This is a genomic window from Streptomyces noursei (genome assembly GCF_016917755.1).
In the GTDB taxonomy this organism is placed as follows: Bacteria; Actinomycetota; Actinomycetes; order Streptomycetales; family Streptomycetaceae; genus Streptomyces; species Streptomyces yunnanensis.
Map to the genome: position 1 here is coordinate 7,752,970 of NZ_CP070326.1, position 18,735 is coordinate 7,771,704.

Sequence of the window (18,735 nt, forward strand, 5' to 3'; positions counted from 1 at the left end):
CGTGCGGCACGGCGGGCCCGGCGGACGAGCGGCCGTCACGTGGCGCTGTGCGGGTGTCCCGCCGTCGCCGAGCGGGGCGGCCATGCCTGGGGCGCGAGGATCCCCAGGACGTAGGCGCGGGCGACCAGGGCGCATCGGGTCGGCGCGTCCAGGAGGTCCCGGAGGCGGCTGAGGTGGTAGTCGACGGTCTGCCGGGACAGGTGCAGCTGCGTGGCGATCTCGGCGTTGCTGCGGCCGGCCGCGAGCAGGGCGAGGATGCGGACCTGGCTGGCGGTGAGGGGCGGGTGCGCCTCGTGGGCGAGGCCCTGGTGGGTGACCACGGCCCAGACGCCGGCGGCGCGGGACGTGCCGCGGCCCACCGTCGTGAGGTGCAGCCGGGCGCGGCGCTGCCGGCCGCTGCCGTCGAGGAGGACGGCGGAGGTCTGCAGACGGCGGTTCCGGCGGGCGACCAGGGCGCGCCAACTCCGTTCCAGCGCCGGCAGGTCCGGTGCGGGGGCGAGCAGGGTGTGGGCCCGGCGGCCGACGAGCTCCGAGAGCCGGGTGCCCAGCAGTTCGGCGGCCGCCGCGCTGGCCTGCAGGATGCGGCCGCCCGCGGAGAGCAGGGCGCACGGCAGTCCGCTGTGGTCGCGCAGGGCGTAGAGGTTGTCCTCCGCCTCCCGGCGCTGGCGCAGGGCGCGGGTGTAGTCGCTGATGTCGATGTAGATGCCGGCCACACAGGTCTCGGTGCCCTCGCGGACCGGGAAGCGGTGGCCGGCCGCGTGGCCGCTGGTGCCGTCGGCGCGGTGGTAGGTGAGGGTGTGCCGGACCGGTTTGCCGCGGGCGAGCACGTCCCGGTCCAGTGCCAGCACGTGGTCGGCGTCGACCGGGGCGTCGACGTCGTGGACGTACTTGCCGATGACGTGCTCGGGCGTGGTGCCGTAGAGGTGGGCGTAGGCGTGGTTGGCCCAGCGGTAGCGGCCGTCGGCGTCCCGGATGAAGGCCGCGGCGGGGGCGAGGTCGGCGAAGGCGTCGTAGCGGCGAGGGGCGGCCTCTGCCGGACCGACCTCCACGGCGACTCCGCGGGTGCGGTCCGGGCGGGGTGCGTCGAGGGGCCAGTTCACGTCGAAGAGCCGGCCGTCGAACCGCGCCTGCCGGTGCCGCTCGCCCGACTCCTCGGAGGGCGCGGGCGGTTCCTCGCGCAGGGTGTCGAGGAAGCGCTGGGCGGTGCCGGTGTCGCCGAAGGCCCCGCCTCCGCTGTCGATCACCCGTAGCTCGCGGTCGGCCTCCCACCAGGACACCGGGAGGTGTTCGAGCAGCGACTTCAGACCGGTCTCGTCCACGACGGCCCTTCTGTGCGGAGGAGTTCGAGGGGTGCGCGCCGCGGCCCTGTCCATGCCGCTCGCACGGGCATCCGTATCCCCGGCCCGCATGGCGTATGCCCGGTTCTCGGCCGATCTGCCGCGGCTCCACACGGGCCGACGCCCCTACGGCATCACGGAACCTTCACAGTCGCCCTACGAAGCCTTCAACTCTGGCATTTGCCTGAGGAGTCGGGGCCCGTGGCGGCCGACCGGGGGCCGTCCGACTGGTTCGCTGGAGACAGGGCGTCCGGGCATCGGATCGCGGACGCCGATTGCCGTCAGACGGCCTCACCCCTTTGTGAAGGAGTCGGATTCCAGTGAGCACGGTGCTGTTCGTGTATGCCAAGGGCGGACCGCCCTTGGGGTATGCCCTGTCACGGGTCGCCGCGCGTGCGGCGGTGCACCTGCTGGCGCTCAGCCCGCTGCCGCCCGCGGTCGCCGCGTCCGCCGGGCGCCGGTGCGCCTCCGTGGTGACCGCCGAGGGGCCCGAGCGGGGCGATCTGGTGTCCCTGATCGTGGCCCGGGCCCAGGAGGTGGGCGCGGATGCGGTCGTCACCTTCTCCGAGTACGCGGTCGTCGCGGTCGCGGAGGCGTGCGCGAAGCTCGGCCTGGCCGGCGCCGGTCCGTCCTGTGCGCTCGCCCGGGACAAGCGGCTGATGCGCCGCGTCTGGGCCCAGCAGGGCGTCCCCCAGCCCCGGTTCCGGCCGGTGGCCGACGAGCGGGAGCTGCACGAGGCGGCCGCCGAACTCCGCGGCCCGCTGCTGCTGAAGGCCGCCTGGAGCGCGGGGTCCACCGCACACCGGATCATCCGCAGCACCGACGAGGTGCCGGCGGCCTGGCGCCGGGCGCGCGAGGTGATGGCCGAATCCGCCGGGCTGGGCTACGCCGAGCTGCATGTGGCCGGCGCCGACGCCGACTTCCTGGTGGAGGAGATCGTGCCCGGCACCGCGGAGGGATGGTTCGGGCAGCCGGGTTGGGGCGACTACGTCAGCGTCGAGGGCGCCGTCGTCGACGGTGTCTTCCGCCCGGTCTGCCTCAGTGGCCGGATGCCGACGGTGGAGCCGTTCACCGAGCGCGCCGGCATCACCCCGGCCGCGCTGCCGTCCGACGCCCAGCAGCGTGTCGTGGCCCTGGCCCGGCGGGCCGTCGATGCGTTGGGCCTGGAGAACTGCGGTATCCACACCGAGATCAAGCTCGGTGCCGACGGCCGGATGTGGGTGATCGAGACCGCGGCCAGGTTCGGCGGGGCGATGACCGTCCCGCAGATCGAGGAGGTCTTCGGCCTGGACCTCGTCGGCATGCTTGTCGACCAGCTGCTGGGACGCACGGTGAACTGGCCGGCCGAGGCCCGCCCGGCACAGGTGGCGCGCGGGGCGGCCGGCTCCCTCGTCGTGCTGGCCGTGGACGGCGACGGCGCCGCCTGGCCGGACCGCCGCCGCTGGGACTTCCCGGCCGTACGGAACGCGGCACCGTTGAGCCCCGGCAGCGCGCTGTCCGTGGTGGCCGAGAACTCGCTCCCGGACGGGACGCCGGTGCCGGTCTACGACCCGGCCGCCGGCGCGAACACCATGGCCGCCCTGTGCCTGCTGTCCGCCACCGACCCCGAGACCGTGCTGCACGACTTCCGCAACCTGGTCGACGCCCTGCCGCGCCTCCTCCCGGCGGCCGGGGACGACACCGAGCCCCTGGAGGCCCGCTCATGAACGGCGTTGTGACCACCCCCGCCATGACCGCGGCGCGCCCCGCCGCCGACCGCACGACCGTCGGCGAGCAGCTCTCCCTGCCGCTCTTCCGCGCCCTGGCCGGAACCCTGGCCGGACACCCCTATCTCAAGGTCGTGGTGGACCGCACCGAGAACACCTGGCACCTCCTCGACACCGCGGTGCACCCCTTCCACGTCGACTACCTCGCCACCCGCATCCTCGGCATGCGGCCGGCGGAGCTCGACGCCCGGCTGGACGCCGTCAACGCCTCGGTCTACACGGACCCCGAGCGCCGGTTCCTGCTGGGCGTGCTCTCCCTACACACCGACCACGGCACCGGCGGTGCGGAGCGGCCCTTCCTCGTGCTGGCGACGACCGAGGCCGACACCATGTCCGGCCCGCTGCTGGAGGAGTTCTACGCCTCCGTCCGCCACCGGCTCGACGCCCGGCTCCCGCTGCTGCTGAAGCCGGCCAACCACGGGCAGGAACACGAACTCGCCGTGATCAGCGACGTCCGGGTGCCGCGGATCCACAGTCACCAGCTGTTCGGCAGCCGCACCAGGACCCCGCTGAACCCCGGCGAGGCCGTCGGCCGGCTGCGCCACTTCCGGACTGCCGGTGAGTACGCCGCCGCGGCCGCTGCCCTCGGCTGGTCCGACATCGTGGCCATGCCGCGGCTGCCCGACGACGTGCCGCGGGTCGCCGGCTTCATCAACACCACCCCCACCACCCCGCTCTCGCACACCAACGTCCTCGCCTCCGGCTGGGGCATCCCCAACGCGATCGTCCGCGATCTGGATCACCTGATCGCGGCGGACGGCCTGGACGGCGCCTGGGTCCGTTACGAGGTGCGCGACGACGACATCACCCTGGTGCGCCTCGCCCAGCCACCGACGCTCACGGCACCGGCGTGGCAACGGCAGCCGGTCCGGGTCCGACCCCCGCGGCTGACGGACCTGCCCGCACTGCCCCTGCACCGGCTGCGCCGCACCGACCAGGACTGCTACGGCACCAAGGCGGCCAACCTCGGGGAACTGCACCACGTCCTCGGCGACCACCTCGTCGACCTGACCGCGTTCCACGGCCGTCCCCGCCCTCCGCGGACCGACCTGTACGCCCACCTCACGGCGCGCCTGGGCGTCGCGCCCACCACCCGCGGCGCGGAACTGCGGGCCGCCGCCTCGGCGTTCACCCGCGCCACGGTCGAGGCACCCGACGGCGTCGCGCTCCCGTTCGCCCTGCAACACCGTTTCCTGGCCTCCTCCCCCACCGTCCGAGCGGGCATCGACGAGCTGAGGGCCGCGCTGGAGGGCGACGCGGCGGACGCGGCGGACCGGCGCTGCCGCACGCTGCAGGACCTGGTCCGGCACGCCCCGATCCCCGACGGACTGGCCCGCCGCATCACCGGGGCGCTGCCCGCCGGCCCGGACGGCGCGGGCCGTCTGGTGGTGCGCTCCTCCTCCAACGCCGAGGACCTGCCCGGGTTCTCCGCCGCCGGCGTCTACGACTCGGTCACCGACGTGCGCGGCACGGCCCAACTCCTGGACGCGGTACGCCGGGTGTGGGCGTCGCTGTTCTCGCCCCGCAGTGTCCGGCTGCGCCACCAGGCGGGCATCCCGCTCGACGACGCCTACATGGGGGTGATCATCCAGCGCTATCAGGCCGCGGACCTCGGCGGCGTACTGGTGACCTGCAACCCGACCCGGCGCGCGGACTTCCGCAACGTCTGCCTCAACTGCGCCCCCGGCTCGCCCGAGACCGTCGTCGACGGCACCGCGCTGCCGCTGCAGTACCTGTACAACACGGTCGAGGGCGGTGGCCGCACCGTGGCGCTGGGCTCGTGCGGCAGCGACCTGCCCGCCGGGACCCGGCAGCGGCTGGGCCGACTGGCGCTGGCCGGCCGGCTGCTCCAGTCGCACTTCAGCGACCAGGACGTGGACCGGCCCCTGGACATCGAGTGGCTGATGACCGATCAGGGCGCCTTCCACCTGGTCCAGATCCGCCCCTACGCGCGGTGACCGGCCGCCTCGGCCGCGGCCGCTCCCGCACGCCCCGCACCCGGGTCGGCGCGCCCCCCTCGCCAGGGGCCCGCCGCATCATCCGCCTCAACAACGGCTTCCAACTGCTGTTCAACCTGCTGTGGTGGATGCCGGTGTTCTACGCCTACCAGCGGCAGGCCGGCCTGACCGACGGCCAGATCTTCGGCATCCAGAGCATCTACTACCTGGCGTTCTGCCTCTTCGAGATCCCCACCGGGCTGGTCGCCGACCGCATCGGCACCCGCAACTGTCTGCGGGCCGGCGCGGTCGTGATGACCGCGGCGAACCTGGTCCCGGTGCTGACCCCGCACTACTCCGGCTTCCTGGTCCACTTCCTGCTCATCGCCGCCGGACGCTCACTGACCTCTGGCGCCGCCAGCGCCTACCTCTACGACGGCCTGCGGGCCGAGGGCGCAACCGAGCACTACCTCAAGGCCGAGGGCCAGGCCAGGGCGCTGGGTCTGGCGGCGAAGGTGGTGTGCTGGCCGCTGGTCGGCCCGTTGATGGCCCTCACGCACTGCGCGCCGTACGTCCTGAGCGCGGCGAGCGCCGCCGGCTCGCTGGTCTGCGCCGTGCTGCTGCCGCGCCAGTACGCTCCCGACGGCGGGGACCGGGCAGGGCGCTCCGGCCGCCGCACCGCCGGCTCCTTCTGGCACGAGGCGACGGTCGCGCTGCGCACCGTCCGCGCCACGCCCTGGCTCGCCCTGGTGATGGTGCAGGGCGTCGCGCTCTTCACCCTCGCCCGCATCTGCCAGGTCAACCTCTTCCAGCCGATCCTGCTCGACCACGGCATCCCCGACGGTGCGCACGGCGGGGCGCTGGCCGCGATGACCGTCGCCGAAGCGGTGGCCTCGGCCCGCCCGCACTGGCTCACCACCCGACTGTCCCCGGTGACCTGGGTGTCGTTGCTCAGCCTGGCGATGGCGGCGACCCTGGCGGGCAGCACGCTCGGCGGGCCCTGGGCCGTCGTCGCCCTGCTGTGCCTGTTCGCCGCCGTCGCCGGCTTCGGTTATCCGCTGCAGCGGAAGCTGGTGAACGACGCCATCCCCGCGGGGGCGCCCCGCGCCACCCTGCTGTCCCTCGAAAGCATCGTCGACCGGGCGGTGTGCGCGGTGGCGGCCGTCGCCGCGGGCGGTTATCTCTCGGCCGGCCGCCTGGACGCCCTTCTCTGGCACAGCGCACTGGCCACCGCCGTCCTGCTGGCCGTGCTCCACCTGCTGCTGCGCCGGCACCGCGGCGCCCGCGACACGGTGCGCCCCGGCAGGACAGACACGGGGGCGAACGCATCGGCCCTGGAGCGCTCGCCCGCGACGGGGTGAGCATCGCCGGGCCGTGGCGCGACGAAAGGGCCGACGATGCGCCGGATTTGTGTGCTGTCGCCCATGGATATACCGCGAGGGGTGAACACCCCACACATCACCGCAACACGCCTATTGAACGGCGCAATTGCCCGGCGCTATCGCCGGCGACGTGAGTGACTTCACATCATGAATCATTTCGCGAAGAGGATGTGAAATCCCGCCGGAAGCGTCCGGACGAAAGGGACATCGGCCGGCGGATTGCCGTGCGGCGATGAATGAACATGCCGTGGGCGGGTAGGAGTTGCGCTTTTGTCACCGGCGGCTTCACCACCGACGTCACCGGCGCGGACGCACTGGCCGATCTTTCTGTTCCGCTTCGCGCACAGCTGGATACACTCACCCCCCATGCGAACCGCTACCCCCCACAGCATTCGCCCCGGTAAACAGCGCAATCGTCCCGTATTTGTCGACACCTCAGGCAGGCGTCGACGCTTACTGGGAAGTGTGGCGTTGACCGTAGGGTGCATGTGCACCGGATATCTCGTGCTTCTCGTCGTCGTGTTCGGCGGATCTCCGCAAGCGGCCGGGCAACCGGCGCCGGACCAGGCCGGCCAACTCCCGCAACGCGCAAGACATCAGCAACCCCGGAGCACCGACCGCCCCCGGCGCGCGGTGCCGTCCCGCACTCCCGGACCCGCCGTGCCCATAGGGCAGCGCGCGTCCTCGTCCGCCGCCCCCGCGGACCCCGCCCCTGCCCCGTAGGAGAGGCAGCACCGGCGAGCCGCCCCGGGTGCGACGTTCACCGTCGTACCCGGTGACGGGGCGTCAAGCCTTCCCCGGCACCACCGCCGGGCGTCCAGGCGCTCCCCGGTACCGCACCTCGGCGTCGTCGCCCGCGCCCGCCGCCCCGGCGTGCCCGCGCGGGCGTCCGCCCTCCCACCGGGCAGACTCCCCGACAGAAAGGGCCCCTTGTGGCGATGTCAGGCCAGGGGCGGCACGCGTTGCGCCACCCCCCACGCCGGCACTGGTTGTTGTTGCTGCTGATCCTCCCCATAGTCGCGGCCTCCCTGCTCTTCGAAGGCTGGACCACCCACGAGGTCGACGGCTCCCGCACGCGGCAAGCCTGTACCCGTCCCATACCGAGATCCGCCGACAACGGGGATCCGGTGCTGCGGGTCACCGGCGCCGGCACCGCCGAGACCGCGCAGATGCCGTTCCGCACCGCCGCGCTCACCTTCGACGGCGGCCCGGACCCGGTTTGGACCCCGCGGCTGCTCGACCTGCTGCGCGCGCACCACGCGCACGCCACCTTCTTCCTCTACGGGACCCAGGCGGCGCGCCACCCGGACCTGGTCCGGCGCATCCGTGAAGCCGGCCACGAGATCGGCTCGTACACCTACACCGGCGGCGACCTGGGCAGCGCCTCAGCGCTCCGCGCCAGGTGGGAACTCTCCCTGACCCGTACCGCCCTGGCGGGAGCCGCCGGCGTCACCACCCGGCTGCTGCGGCTGCCGCACACCACCACCGCCGACACGATGTGCGGCGCGGAGTGGACGGCCGCGCAACACGCCTCCGACCAGGGTTACCTGCTCGTCGCCGCCACCCAGTCCACCCGCAGACCTCCGCTGGGCGTGGTCCGCCAGTACAGCCAGACCGCGCTGGGGTACCAGGAGGCGGAGAAGCTGCTGGCCGACCCCGAAGTGGGCCGTTTCACCACGGTCACCGACGGACTCGAAAGGCCTTCGCTGGTCACTCCGGCCTCCCTCCTGGAGCGCGTCCAGGGCAGTGCGCTGATCCGGATCCAGTCACTCGGGCACACCTTCGCACGCGCGATGACCTGGGCGCTGGGGATCGCCGGCGCACTGGGTATCCTCCGCCTGGTGGTGGTCGCCTTCCTCGCCCGCGTCCATGTGCGCCGCCGGCACCGGCACCGATCCGGCGCACCCTGGCTGCGCAAGGTGACCGACCCGGTGACGGTGCTGGTTCCGGCGTACAACGAGGAGGCGGGCATCGAGGCCACCGTGCGCTCCCTGCTCGCCTCCACACACCGGGACCTGCAGATCCTGGTCATCGACGACGGGTCGACGGACCGGACCGCGGAGATCGCCCGGGGCCTCGGCGACCCTCGGGTGACCGTGGTGCAGCAGCCCAACTCCGGTAAGCCGAACGCGCTGGGCACCGGCTTGCGCTACGCGCGTCACGAGATCATCGTCGTGGTCGACGCGGACACCGTCTTCGAACCGGACGCCCTGCACCAGCTCATCCAGCCGCTGGCCGACCCGACGATCGGTGCGGTCAGCGGCAACACCAAGGTCGGCAACCGGGGCGGCCTGCTGGGCAGATGGCAGCACCTGGAGTACGTCCTCGGCTTCAATCTGGACCGGCGCATGTTCGAGGTGCTGGAGTGCATGCCGACGGTCCCCGGTGCCATCGGGGCGTTCCGCCGGGACGCGCTCACCGCGATCGGCGGCATCAGCGACGACACCCTGGCCGAGGACACCGACCTCACCATGGCACTGTGGCGCGCGGGCCGACGCGCGGTCTACGAGGAGCGGGCCGTCGCCTGGACCGAAGTACCCAGCAGCTTCCGCCAGTTGTGGCGCCAGCGCTACCGCTGGTGCTACGGAACGCTGCAGTCGATGTGGAAGCACCGCCACGCCCTGATCGAGGTCGGGCCGGCCGGCCGCTTCGGCCGTCGCGGACTGACCTATCTGGCCCTGTTCCAGATCGTGCTGCCGCTGTTCGCACCGGTCGTCGACGTCTTCGCCCTCTACGGGCTGTGCTTCGGCGACACCCCGCAGGCCCTCGGGGTCTGGCTCGGCTTCCTCGCCGTCCAGATGGCCACCGCGGCGTACGCGCTGCGACTGGACCACGAACGGCTCGGTGTGCTGTGGGCCCTGCCGCTCCAACTCTTCTTCTACCGGCAGCTGCTGTACCTCGTCGTGATCCAGTCCGTGGTCACCGCGCTGCTCGGCACCCGTCTCACCTGGCACCGCATGCACCGCTCCGGCACCGCCAACCAACATCTGCTCGGCGAGCCGGTCCCCCATCCGAGCACCCTGTCGTCGAAGTGACCGAGGAGAGTGAGCACATGAGCAGCACAGGGGGCCACCGGGCCGGCGCCCCGTCCTCGGCCGGCGCACCCGCACCGCGGCGCCGCGCGCACCGCTCCCGGCGTAGGCGGCCGGTGGTCCGCGTCGCCGTCGGGCTGCTGGTCGCCCTCCTCGTCGGGCCCGCCGGCGCCTTCGCCTGGGCGGACGGCAAGCTCCACGACACCGTCGACCTCGGCACGTCCGGCGGGGGTGAGGACAGCGGCAGCGGCACCACCTACCTCCTCGTCGGGTCCGACAGCCGCGAGGGCCTCACCGACCGCGAGAAGCAGCAGCTGCACACCGGTTCGGCCGGCGGCCGGCGCACGGACTCGATGATCCTGCTGCACACCGGTCCGGCCGGCACCACGATGGTGAGCCTGCCGCGCGACTCGTGGCTGACCGTCCCGGCCTACACCAGTCCGATGACCGGCAAGCGGCACGGCCCGGCGAAGCACAAGCTGAACGCCTCGTTCGCGATCGGCGGTCCGAAAATGCTGGTCAACACCATCGAGCACAACACCGGCCTGACGATCGACCACTACGTGGAGGTGGGCTTCGCGGGCTTCGTCAACCTGGTCGACGCCGTCGGTGGCGTCCCGATCTGCCTCGACCGGAACCTCAAGGACGAGAAGTCCGGCGCCGACTTCACCAAGGGCTGCCACACCCTCGACGGCACCGCGGCGCTCGCCTTCGTCCGCCAGCGCCACCAGGAGGCCCAGGGCGATCTGGGCCGCACCCGCAACCAGCAGAAGTTCCTCACCGCCCTCGCCCACCGGGCGGCGGAGCCGGGCACGGTACTGAACCCGTTCGCCGTCTACTCCGCCCTCAACGCCGGACTGGACACCCTCATCGTCGACCGGAACACCGATCTGCTGGACCTCACCTCGATGTTCCAGGCGGTTCGGGGAGTCAACGGCGGCCACGGCACCCAGCTCAACGCTCCGGTGTCCGCCATCGGCATCCCCACCGCCGAGGGCAGCGCCGTGCTCTGGGACCAGTCCCGGGCACAGCGGCTGTTCCGCGAGCTGCGCGACGACCGCCCGGTGGACGTCAAGGGCGGCAAGAGCCGGTGAACCCGCCCCTGCCGCGCTGGTGCCACCCCCACCCCTCAGCGGTGGCTCGCCGGATGGGCAACGACCGCCGCCGCGGGCGATCGTGTCCATGTCCGCACGGAAGCTCCGCTCACCGAACGGCGACGACCGCACCCCGCGGAACCGTGCCAGAGCTCCAAGCATCACGAGGGTGACCAGTGAGAACAACAGCTACAGCAGCAGGAAGGGCAGGAAGAGCAAGAGCCGTAGGGGCGGCCGGAGCTGACGGGCCGGTAGAAACCGCCGGAACGGCGAACCGTCCCCTGGGGCAGGCTCTCGCGCGCCGTTCGCTGCTCGCCGGCGCCGCGGCAGCGGGTGTGGGGGTCGCGGGTGGCGCGGCCGGGGATGCCCTCGCCGCGGGCCGGCCGCGCACGGTGACGCAACCGGCGGTGGACGCCGAGGCGGAGCGCCTGCGGCGCGGTCTGATCGCGCTCCGGCAGGACCTCCACCGGCACCCGGAGGCGCCGGGTCAGGAGCGGCGCACCGCCGGGCCAGGACCACGCCCAGGTGACGATCGCGGGGCCGGACGCGCCGGATACCGCACGGCGGCTGGCCTCCGCGATCGGTGCGCTCGCCACGGTGACACCGCCTTCCCTTTCAACGGCGAGGACTTCGCCCTCTACCTGGACCGCGTCCCCGGCACCTACCCCTTCCTCGGCGTCCGCGCCCCCAACTCCCCCCTCACGACCTGCTACCCGCACTACCCCGACTTCGCCCCGGACGAGCGCGCCATCGGCATCGGCGTACGGGCGATGGCCGGCTGGATCGCGCAGCGCGCTGCCTCGGCGTCCCACTGATCGGCCCGGATCACCACCACAGGCACCGACCGCAGACACCGCCGCCCATGAGAGGAGCCCGGACGCCCCGAGCCCGGCAACTAGGGTTGTCACATGATGTGGAGCGAGGAGGAGTACCTCGCATGCCTGCGAGGTGAGCGGCGTCGCTATGCCTGGGTGATGCGTCGCTACGGCGACCTGCCACCGGTCCGGGCCCGGGAGGCCGCCGTGGCGCACTACCCGTACGAGCCGAGCGATGCCCCCTATCGCGGTCTCGTCTTCCACGACGAAGCCTGGCACTGGGCCATGCTGGCGCTCTACGGGAATCGCTACACGGTGGAGCACCCCGAACTCATCGCGCCACCAGCCGAGTACCAGGCTCTGGACTGACCTTGACCGACACCTTCCAGTGGTGGGTCGGTGTGGTGAGGGAAACCGGGAAACCCTGTCACACTCGATTCCCACCACATCGCGGGAGCCGTCCGCCCCCGTCGGCGTCGGCAGCCTCAGGAGGGAACCATGTCTCCGTCCCGCCCCGGCCGCGCGGCGGATGTACCGGACGGCGCCCTGCGCGTGATCGGTCTGATGTCCGGCACCTCCTATGACGCCATCGAGGCCGCCGCCGCAGACCTCACCCTCGACGACGACACCCTGCGCCTGCGCCCGCTCGGACACCTCTCCGTGCCCTACCCGGACGATCTGCGCAGCCTCATCGCCGCCACGCTGCCCCCGGCTGCCACGACCGCGCAGACCGTCTGCGCCCTGGACACCGGCATCGGACGCGCCTTCGCCACCGTCGCCGAACGCGCCCTCCACGAGCTGTGCGCCGATGTCGCCGACCTCGTGGTCTCCCACGGCCAGACGCTCTACCACTGGGTCGACAGCGGCGCCGTCCGCGGCACCCTCCAACTCGGCCAGCCCGCCTGGATCGCCCAGCACACCGGGCTCCCCGTCGTCTCCGACCTGCGCAGCAAGGACGTCGCGGCCGGCGGACAGGGTGCCCCGTTGGTCAGCATGACCGACGCCCTGCTGCTGCGCGCGCTTCCCGGCACGCCGGCGGCGCTCAACCTCGGGGGCATCGCCAACATCACCGTGGTCGCCCCCGGCACCGAACCGCTGGCCTTCGACGCCGGCCCCGCCAATGCCCTCCTGGACGCTGCCATCGGTCACTTCACCGGCGGCGCGCTGCACTGCGACGAGGACGGGCGCCGGGCCGCCGCCGGCCGGGCCGATCCCGACCTGCTCCGCCTTCTCCTGTCCGACCCGTACTACCGCAGGCCCGCCCCCAAGAGCACCGGCAAGGAACACTTCCATCTGCCCTACCTGCAACAGGCGTTGGGAGAGGTGCCGGGGCTCGACACGGACAACGTATTGGCCACCCTGACCCGTCTGACCGCAGTGATCGTCGCCGACGCCTGCCGTGCCCACCAGGTCACCGAGCTCATCGCCTCCGGCGGAGGCACCCGCAATCCCACGCTCATGCGGATGATCTCCGAGGAACTCCCCGGCGTACCGCTGCGTCCGAGCGACGACCTCGGCCTCCCCTCCGAGGCCAAGGAAGCCCTGGCGTTCACCGTCCTGGGATTCCTCACCTTCCACGGGCTGCCCGGCACCCTTCCCTCCAGTACGGGCGCCCGTCACGCCACCCTCCTGGGGAGCATCACACCGGGCCGCCGGCCGCTTCGGCTACCCGAACCGGCGCCCCGTCCCCCACGCATACTGCGCATCACGGTGTGACCAGACCCGCCCGCCAACGGTGCGTCCGGCCACACCCCGTCCCGGGCGGGGTGCCGGCGCGCTATCGCTCCGTGTCCGCGTGAGCGGAATCGGCGGCGGCCTGTGCGAGGTTGCGCTCCAGCCGTTCCAGGGTGTGCAGGGCGGCGGTCCGCTCCTCGGCGGAGAAGCCGGCCGTCGAGAGGTCTTCGAGGTGGGTCCACACCTGCTCGACCTCGCGGCGCAGGGCATGACTGGCGGCCGTCGGTTCGACGAGCGTGGCGCGCTTGTCGGTGGGTGAGGGGCGGCGGCGGACGAAGCCGGCCTGTTCCAGGCGTTGGACGGTGCGGGTCATGGTGGCGGCGTCGGAGTCCAGCAGTCGCACCGAGGACGACCCCGGCGCGACCTACCCCGCCCTGCTGGCCCGGCTCTCCGACCTGGGCCTGGCATATCTGCACCTGCTGGAGGGTCCGGACGGCGACCTGACCGCGCGGCTGCGCACGGCATGGGACGGCACGTTCGTCCTCAACCCCTTCACCCACCCCGCCCCCACCGGCCCCGACGCCCTCAAGCTGATCGAGGACGAGACCGCGGACACGTGGCCTACGGGGCGCTGTTCCTGGCCAACCCCGACCTGCCGCGCCGCCTCGCCGCCGGCGGCCCGTTCAACACCCCCGACACGACCACGTTCTACGGCGGCGACCACCGCGGCTACACCGACTACCCCGCCCTCACCGCCTGAGCGACAGCTCGGCGACACCGGCACGGCGACCGGGCCGGCGTGGCTTCCGCCCGCCGGCCCCTGCTCGTTCAGGCATTCCGGTCGCGGCCCGGCGGGACCCGTCACCCGTTCGGCTGATTGGCGGTGCGGTCGGGGGAGAAGTGGACCTCGCGCTTCGTCGGAAGGGGCGAGGGCGTACACCGCGTCCCTGCCCGATCGAGGGAGAACCACTACATGACACCGCCCCTGGAATGGACCGGATACCTCCCGGCCGCCGTGAGCGCGGTACACGCACTGGGCGTCCTACTGCGCCTGCGCCGGGAGCGCGTCCCCGACGGAGGAGGGCCCCGTCGATCCCACGGTGCCGCGGGTCGACGGGGGCATGAGGAACACCGGTGCGTCGCCGGTCCCTCGAGGGTGCGGGTGGATGTCACGGTGCCGCCGACTGCGGTGGCTCTGCATGTCGTGATCACCACCGACAGCGTCCCAGGTGGTGGCACGGCGGGCGAGGAGCGGGGTCCGTGGTAGGCGACGGCCCGCCCAAAGAGGCGGTGATCGTGGAGGGGGAGGTGGCCCAGCGGCTGCTGGAGTACTACCCGGACTTCATGGACAGACAGCCGTATGCGCTGCGGCGGGAGTTCGAGTGGCTGTCCTTGGCCGCGTGTCAGGACATCGCGCAGGAAGCGTTCTTGCGGGTGGGGTCGAAGGCCACGCGTGGGGGTCTGGCACCCAAGACGAACGTGCAGGCGTATCTGCAACGGGCGGCCCGCAACTTGGCGTTCGACCGCTTCCGTACGGAACTGCTGCGGAAGAAGCTGGTGTTGCTGGCCAACGACGGTTTGGACTCGGTGCCGGAGCAGCCGGTGGTGGGTGCGGACCGGGTGCTCCAGGACCTGGTGAAGCCGGCAATCGAAGACATGCCCGAAAGCATGCAGCAGAAGGTGGTGGACCTGCAGAGCCGGGGGCTCTCCGACGCGCAAATCGCACGCGCGCTCGGCATTTCCGCGCATCAGCTCCACAGAATGCGGAATAAGGCCGTTTCGCAGCTAAGGGGCAAGCTCGCCGGGCATATTCGGGCTGGGCACCGCAAGCAGAAGCAGCACGGGGTGAGGGACAGGTGAGGGATGTGAGCAGGTACGACGGCCACGGCGGCGGGGCAGGTCGCCCGGAGCCGGTGGTCCCGGCCGGGCTCGCAACGCTGCTGGCCCAACTCGCCGGTCCGCCCGACTTCTGGGATCGACCGTGCGGAGACTTCGGTCCCCTGACTTCCCACTACCCGATGACGACCGAGGACCGGGCCTACGCCAACTCCCTTTATCGGCTGGGCTCCAAGGCGCTGGCACGTCATGAGCTGGCCTCGGCGGCCCAATGGCTGGGAGTGGCCGCCGAAGCCGGACATCCGGGAGCCCTGTTCCGCCTGGCCGCCCTGGCCGGTCGTACGGGGAAAGGAGGGGGGGCAGGCGTACGGTTCCTGGTGGCCGAAGCCGCACGGCACGGACACGGCGATGCCCGCGCACTGCTGAAGAGCATGACGGGCCGCGCGGACGGCGCCGCGGAAGCCCCGCGCATCGAGGACCCGCAGTTCATCGACGAAGTCCGCGACGGCATGGGGAAATCCTCGGCGCCGGACGCCCCGCACGACATCGCACGGGCCGGCGACTGCGCGCCGCCGTTGGAGGCGGGACCCGGTGGGAACGCGGCGATGGCCGCCGGCCGGCTCGTTCCGGTGCCGGCACCCCGACTGGGCAACCTGCCCCGCTCCGGACGCAGGCACCAGCCCCCGCCACGGCTGGAAGCCGAACCCCCTTCGTCCCCACCGCCGCAGCATGCGCGCCGCGACTGTGCCGGCCCCGCCGACGCCGCGCCCCGGGGCGAGGGACTGCTGCTACCGCTGCCGCCCCGCCAACCGGGCCCCGTCCCCAACACCGGAGCCGACGAGGCCGGTGGGCGCGATCCATGGTGGTCCGCCAACGCGCTGCGGCCTGCCGTCCTCACCGAAATGGCCCGCAGGACGGTGGCCTACGCGGACACCCCGCAGCAGTGGAAGGCCGCCGCCCGGGCCCTGGACATCCTCTACCTCGTCGATGCGGCGGACGGCATCACCACCCGAGACCTCGCGCGCCGAAGTGGACTTGCGCTGGGCCCTGTGGCCTGGTTGCTGCACTGGCTGCGCGGCCAACAACTGATCAGCACGGTCGCCGGAGTCCATGTGCCCGGCCCCCTGATGGAGATGACCCGACACCCCGAGCGCCGCGGGCAACTGCTTCAGCAGACTCTCACGGGCCTGCGGGACCGGCTCGGCGCCGCCGTCTACGTCAGCGACTACGCCGACGGAGACGTCAACGTCCTCCACACCGCGCACGGGCCGCAGGCTCCCCCGGTGACGGAGTGGGTCGCCTTCCGCGACACCGCCCACGCCAGCGCCGTCGGCAAGAGCCTGCTCGCCCAACTCGACTTCGACGACCGCATGAACCACCTCGCCCGCCACCGGCCGATCAAGCTCACCAGCCGCACCATCACCAACCCCCGTGCACTCTTCGAAGCGTTGGACGGCCACGGCCCGCACGCCGCCCAGTTCGACTTGTTGGAGTACTCCGACCGCGAGGTCTGCGCCGCCTTCCCCCTCGGCATCCCCGGACGCGCCACCTGTGTGGCGCTGTCCCTGCCCGCCGAACAGCGCCACCGGCTGCTACCCGCGGCCCAGGCGCTCAGCGAACGCTCCGCGGGCCTGCTCATGGCCTTGATGCTGACCGACGACACCACCACCATCCGACGGCCACCCCCCTCGACCACCACAGGAGGCACGCCACCCGCAGTGGCCGCCGGCACCGGCCACGCCCTGCCACGGCTCCACGTCAGCCACCGGTGACCAGCGCCTCCGCTCCCGGATCGTGTCCGCGGGGAGCGGAGTGCGCTGCGGATCGTCGGCCCGCGCTCCGGCAGCGGCCGCCTTTCCCGTCACAGCGCCCGCGGGCCGGACGCCCCCTCAGGTCGAGGCGGGCCCGGTCCGGTCGATGAGCGTCTGGACGCCGTCCAGGATGCGTTCGAGACCGAATGCGAGCGGGTCGATGTCGTCGGGCGCGAAGGCGCCGTCGGCGACGGCCCGGGTCAGCGCCGGGAAGCGGTCCGCCTGGCGGGTGAGGAGTTCGTTGGTCAGGCGGGTCCACTCGCGGCTGTGGTCCTCGTCGAAGTCGACGAGCTGCTGGGCGAGGCTGCGCACGTGCCCGGCGAGGAGGAGGAAGACCTGGTGGCGCTGGGGGGCGGTCAATCCGGTGGGTTCCATGGCCGCGAGGGCGGCGTCCAGCCAGCCGAGTTGGTTGGGCCCCATGACCTGGCGGCGCATCGCGGTGGCGGCGATGAGCCAGGGGTGGGCCTGGTACACCTGCCATGAGCGCTGTGCCCATGCGATGAGCCGGGGGCGCCAGTCGGGGCCCGCGGTCGTGAGGTCGGGGACGTCGGCGAGGACGGACTCGACCATGAGCTCGACGAGTTCGGTCTTGCCGGGGATGTAGCGGTACAGGGCCATCGCCGAGACGTCGAAGGCGGCGGCGACCTTGCTCATCGAGACCGCTTCCAGTCCCTCCGCGTCGGCGAGGGCGACGGCGGACCCGGCGATCCGCTGCGGAGTGAGGCTGGGCTTGGGACCGCGGGCGGGCCGGTCCTGTTCACCCCACAGCAGCGCGACGCCGGCCTGCAGGTCGCGCTGCCTCTTGTCGTCGCCGGCGGATCTGGGCCTGGCGGCCTTGGTCATGACGGTCCTCCCTGTTCCGACGGAGCGGTTGACGCCCACCCCCACAACTGTGTATACCTTAAACATCGGCGCTTACGCCATAAACAGTTTAGGGGGATAACACATGCTCGGCACCATCGTCACCGCCTCCGCCGCCGCCCTCGCGGGCCCCGCCGCCGGCCTGCTGGGCTATCGACAGCTCAAGCGCACCTCGTATGCCAACCTGCTGCGCATCACCGCCCCGCACGGTATCGACGAGTCGGGATTCGTCCGGATCGGCGGAATCGACCAGTGGGTCTCGGTCCGTGGCGACGACCGCCGCAACCCCGTGATCCTGGAGCTGCACGGCGGCCCCGGCGCCTCCAACCACATCTACGTCCCCCGCACCCGCGCCTGGGAGCGGCACTTCACCATCGTCCGATGGGACATGCGCGGGGCGGACCGGACCTTCGCCCACAACGGGCCCGACGGTCAGGGCGAGTTCACCCTCGCCCGACTCCACCGTGACGCCCTTGAGCTCACCCACCACGTCCGCACCCGGCTCGGCGTCGACAAGGTGCTGCTGGTCGCCAACTCCTTCGGCACCGTGCTCGGACTCCGCCTGGCCCGCAGCCACCCCGAGCTGTACTCCGCCTACGTCGGCACCGACCAGAACATCAACGCCGGCGGACGCGAGACCTCCGCCTACCACGCGCTGCTGGAACGCCTGGAGAAGGCGGGCAAGCGCAAGGAACTGGCCGCCGTCACCGCGATGGGCCCCGACAAGTCCGCCTGGACCGTGGAGCAGTGGTCGGCCTACAACAAGCTCGTCATCACCTCCGATCCGCTGTCCTACGACACCATGAAGACCGTGGTGATCCGCTCCCTGTGGTTCTCACCGCAGCACACCCTCGGTGGACTGCGCGCCTACCTGAAGGGGATGACCTTCTCCGAGCGCCTCGCACCGGAGGCCGTCACCATCGACGAATGGCGTGAGGGCACCTCCTTCCCCCTCCCCTTCTTCGTCTTCCAGGGCGCGAGCGACGTCCTCACCCCGCCGCGGCCGGCGCGGCGGTTCTTCGACGACGTGGTCGCGCCCGTGAAGGACTTCGCACTCATCGACGACGCCAGCCACTTCGCCGGGTTCCGCCACCCCGACCGGTTCCTGGCCCTGATGCTCACCAAGGTCCGCCCGGCGATCGTCCACGAGCCGGCCCGTCGCTGACTCCGCGGGCGACACCGGGAATACG

14 protein-coding genes and 1 pseudogene are annotated in these 18,735 nt (G+C 72.4%); 12 read left to right on the plus strand and 3 right to left on the minus strand.

Going from position 1 to position 18,735, the window contains the following annotated elements:
* Nucleotides 1-35: 35 nt before the first annotated feature.
* A complete protein-coding gene (locus tag JNO44_RS33850) occupies nt 36-1,319 on the minus strand; it encodes a helix-turn-helix transcriptional regulator (protein WP_205367736.1) in 1,284 nt (427 codons plus the stop codon).
* Nucleotides 1,320-1,657: 338 nt separating this feature from the next.
* Here JNO44_RS33850 and JNO44_RS33855 point away from each other — a divergent pair, with 338 nt between their 5' ends.
* The 8 genes from JNO44_RS33855 to JNO44_RS33890 all read left to right on the plus strand — a co-directional run bounded on the left by JNO44_RS33855 (nt 1,658) and on the right by JNO44_RS33890 (nt 13,079).
* Nucleotides 1,658-3,043 carry an ATP-grasp domain-containing protein gene (locus JNO44_RS33855; RefSeq protein WP_205367738.1) on the plus strand — a complete coding sequence of 462 codons (1,386 nt, stop codon included), beginning with the start codon at nt 1,658-1,660 and terminating at the stop codon, nt 3,041-3,043.
* A complete protein-coding gene (locus tag JNO44_RS33860) occupies nt 3,040-5,061 on the plus strand; it encodes a PEP/pyruvate-binding domain-containing protein (RefSeq protein WP_205367739.1) in 2,022 nt (673 codons plus the stop codon). Before JNO44_RS33855 ends, JNO44_RS33860 begins: the two co-directional genes overlap by 4 nt.
* Entirely contained in the window at nt 5,058-6,401 is a 1,344-nt protein-coding gene (locus JNO44_RS33865; RefSeq protein WP_240167778.1) for an MFS transporter, read from the plus strand. The genes JNO44_RS33860 and JNO44_RS33865 overlap by 4 nt, the downstream gene beginning before the upstream one ends.
* A 959-nt stretch (nt 6,402-7,360) precedes the next feature.
* Entirely contained in the window at nt 7,361-9,457 is a 2,097-nt protein-coding gene (locus tag JNO44_RS33870; protein ID WP_205367740.1) for a bifunctional polysaccharide deacetylase/glycosyltransferase family 2 protein, read from the plus strand.
* Nucleotides 9,458-9,474: 17 nt separating this feature from the next.
* Nucleotides 9,475-10,548: an LCP family protein gene (locus JNO44_RS33875; protein ID WP_205367741.1), complete on the plus strand. Its 1,074-nt coding sequence runs from the start codon at nt 9,475-9,477 to the stop codon at nt 10,546-10,548.
* 335 nt (nt 10,549-10,883) lie between these two features.
* The gene (locus tag JNO44_RS33880; protein ID WP_240168048.1) at nt 10,884-11,363 is read left to right on the plus strand and encodes a hypothetical protein; all 480 of its coding nucleotides are present in this window, start codon (nt 10,884-10,886) and stop codon (nt 11,361-11,363) included.
* Between the two features lie 93 nt (nt 11,364-11,456).
* The gene (locus JNO44_RS33885; RefSeq protein WP_205367742.1) at nt 11,457-11,732 is read left to right on the plus strand and encodes a hypothetical protein; all 276 of its coding nucleotides are present in this window, start codon (nt 11,457-11,459) and stop codon (nt 11,730-11,732) included.
* 177 nt (nt 11,733-11,909) lie between these two features.
* Entirely contained in the window at nt 11,910-13,079 is a 1,170-nt protein-coding gene (locus tag JNO44_RS33890; RefSeq protein WP_205371013.1) for an anhydro-N-acetylmuramic acid kinase, read from the plus strand.
* Nucleotides 13,080-13,140: 61 nt separating this feature from the next.
* On the opposite strand, the gene JNO44_RS33895 is transcribed toward JNO44_RS33890, so the two are convergent.
* Nucleotides 13,141-13,440 carry a MarR family winged helix-turn-helix transcriptional regulator gene (locus JNO44_RS33895; protein ID WP_205367743.1) on the minus strand — a complete coding sequence of 100 codons (300 nt, stop codon included), beginning with the start codon at nt 13,438-13,440 and terminating at the stop codon, nt 13,141-13,143.
* A 7-nt stretch (nt 13,441-13,447) separates the two neighbouring features.
* On the opposite strand from JNO44_RS33895, the pseudogene JNO44_RS33900 reads away from it, so the two are divergent.
* The 3 genes and pseudogenes from JNO44_RS33900 to JNO44_RS33910 form a co-directional block, all read left to right on the plus strand.
* Nucleotides 13,448-13,797, plus strand: a pseudogene (locus JNO44_RS33900) (alkene reductase); the annotation flags it as partial.
* A 500-nt stretch (nt 13,798-14,297) separates the two neighbouring features.
* The gene (locus JNO44_RS33905) at nt 14,298-14,897 is read left to right on the plus strand and encodes an RNA polymerase sigma factor (protein ID WP_205367744.1); all 600 of its coding nucleotides are present in this window, start codon (nt 14,298-14,300) and stop codon (nt 14,895-14,897) included.
* 5 nt (nt 14,898-14,902) lie between these two features.
* Nucleotides 14,903-16,645, plus strand: coding sequence for an IclR family transcriptional regulator domain-containing protein (locus tag JNO44_RS33910; RefSeq protein ID WP_205367745.1), 1,743 nt, complete (start codon nt 14,903-14,905; stop codon nt 16,643-16,645).
* 117 nt (nt 16,646-16,762) lie between these two features.
* On the opposite strand, the gene JNO44_RS33915 is transcribed toward JNO44_RS33910, so the two are convergent.
* Nucleotides 16,763-17,527, minus strand: a complete 765-nt coding sequence (locus tag JNO44_RS33915; RefSeq protein ID WP_205367747.1) for a TetR/AcrR family transcriptional regulator — start codon at nt 17,525-17,527, stop codon at nt 16,763-16,765.
* A gap of 103 nt (nt 17,528-17,630) precedes the next feature.
* Between JNO44_RS33915 and JNO44_RS33920 the strand changes: the two genes are divergently transcribed.
* Complete coding sequence (locus JNO44_RS33920) at nt 17,631-18,710, plus strand: alpha/beta hydrolase (RefSeq protein ID WP_205367748.1); 1,080 nt, start codon at nt 17,631-17,633, stop codon at nt 18,708-18,710.
* Nucleotides 18,711-18,735 lie beyond the last annotated feature (25 nt).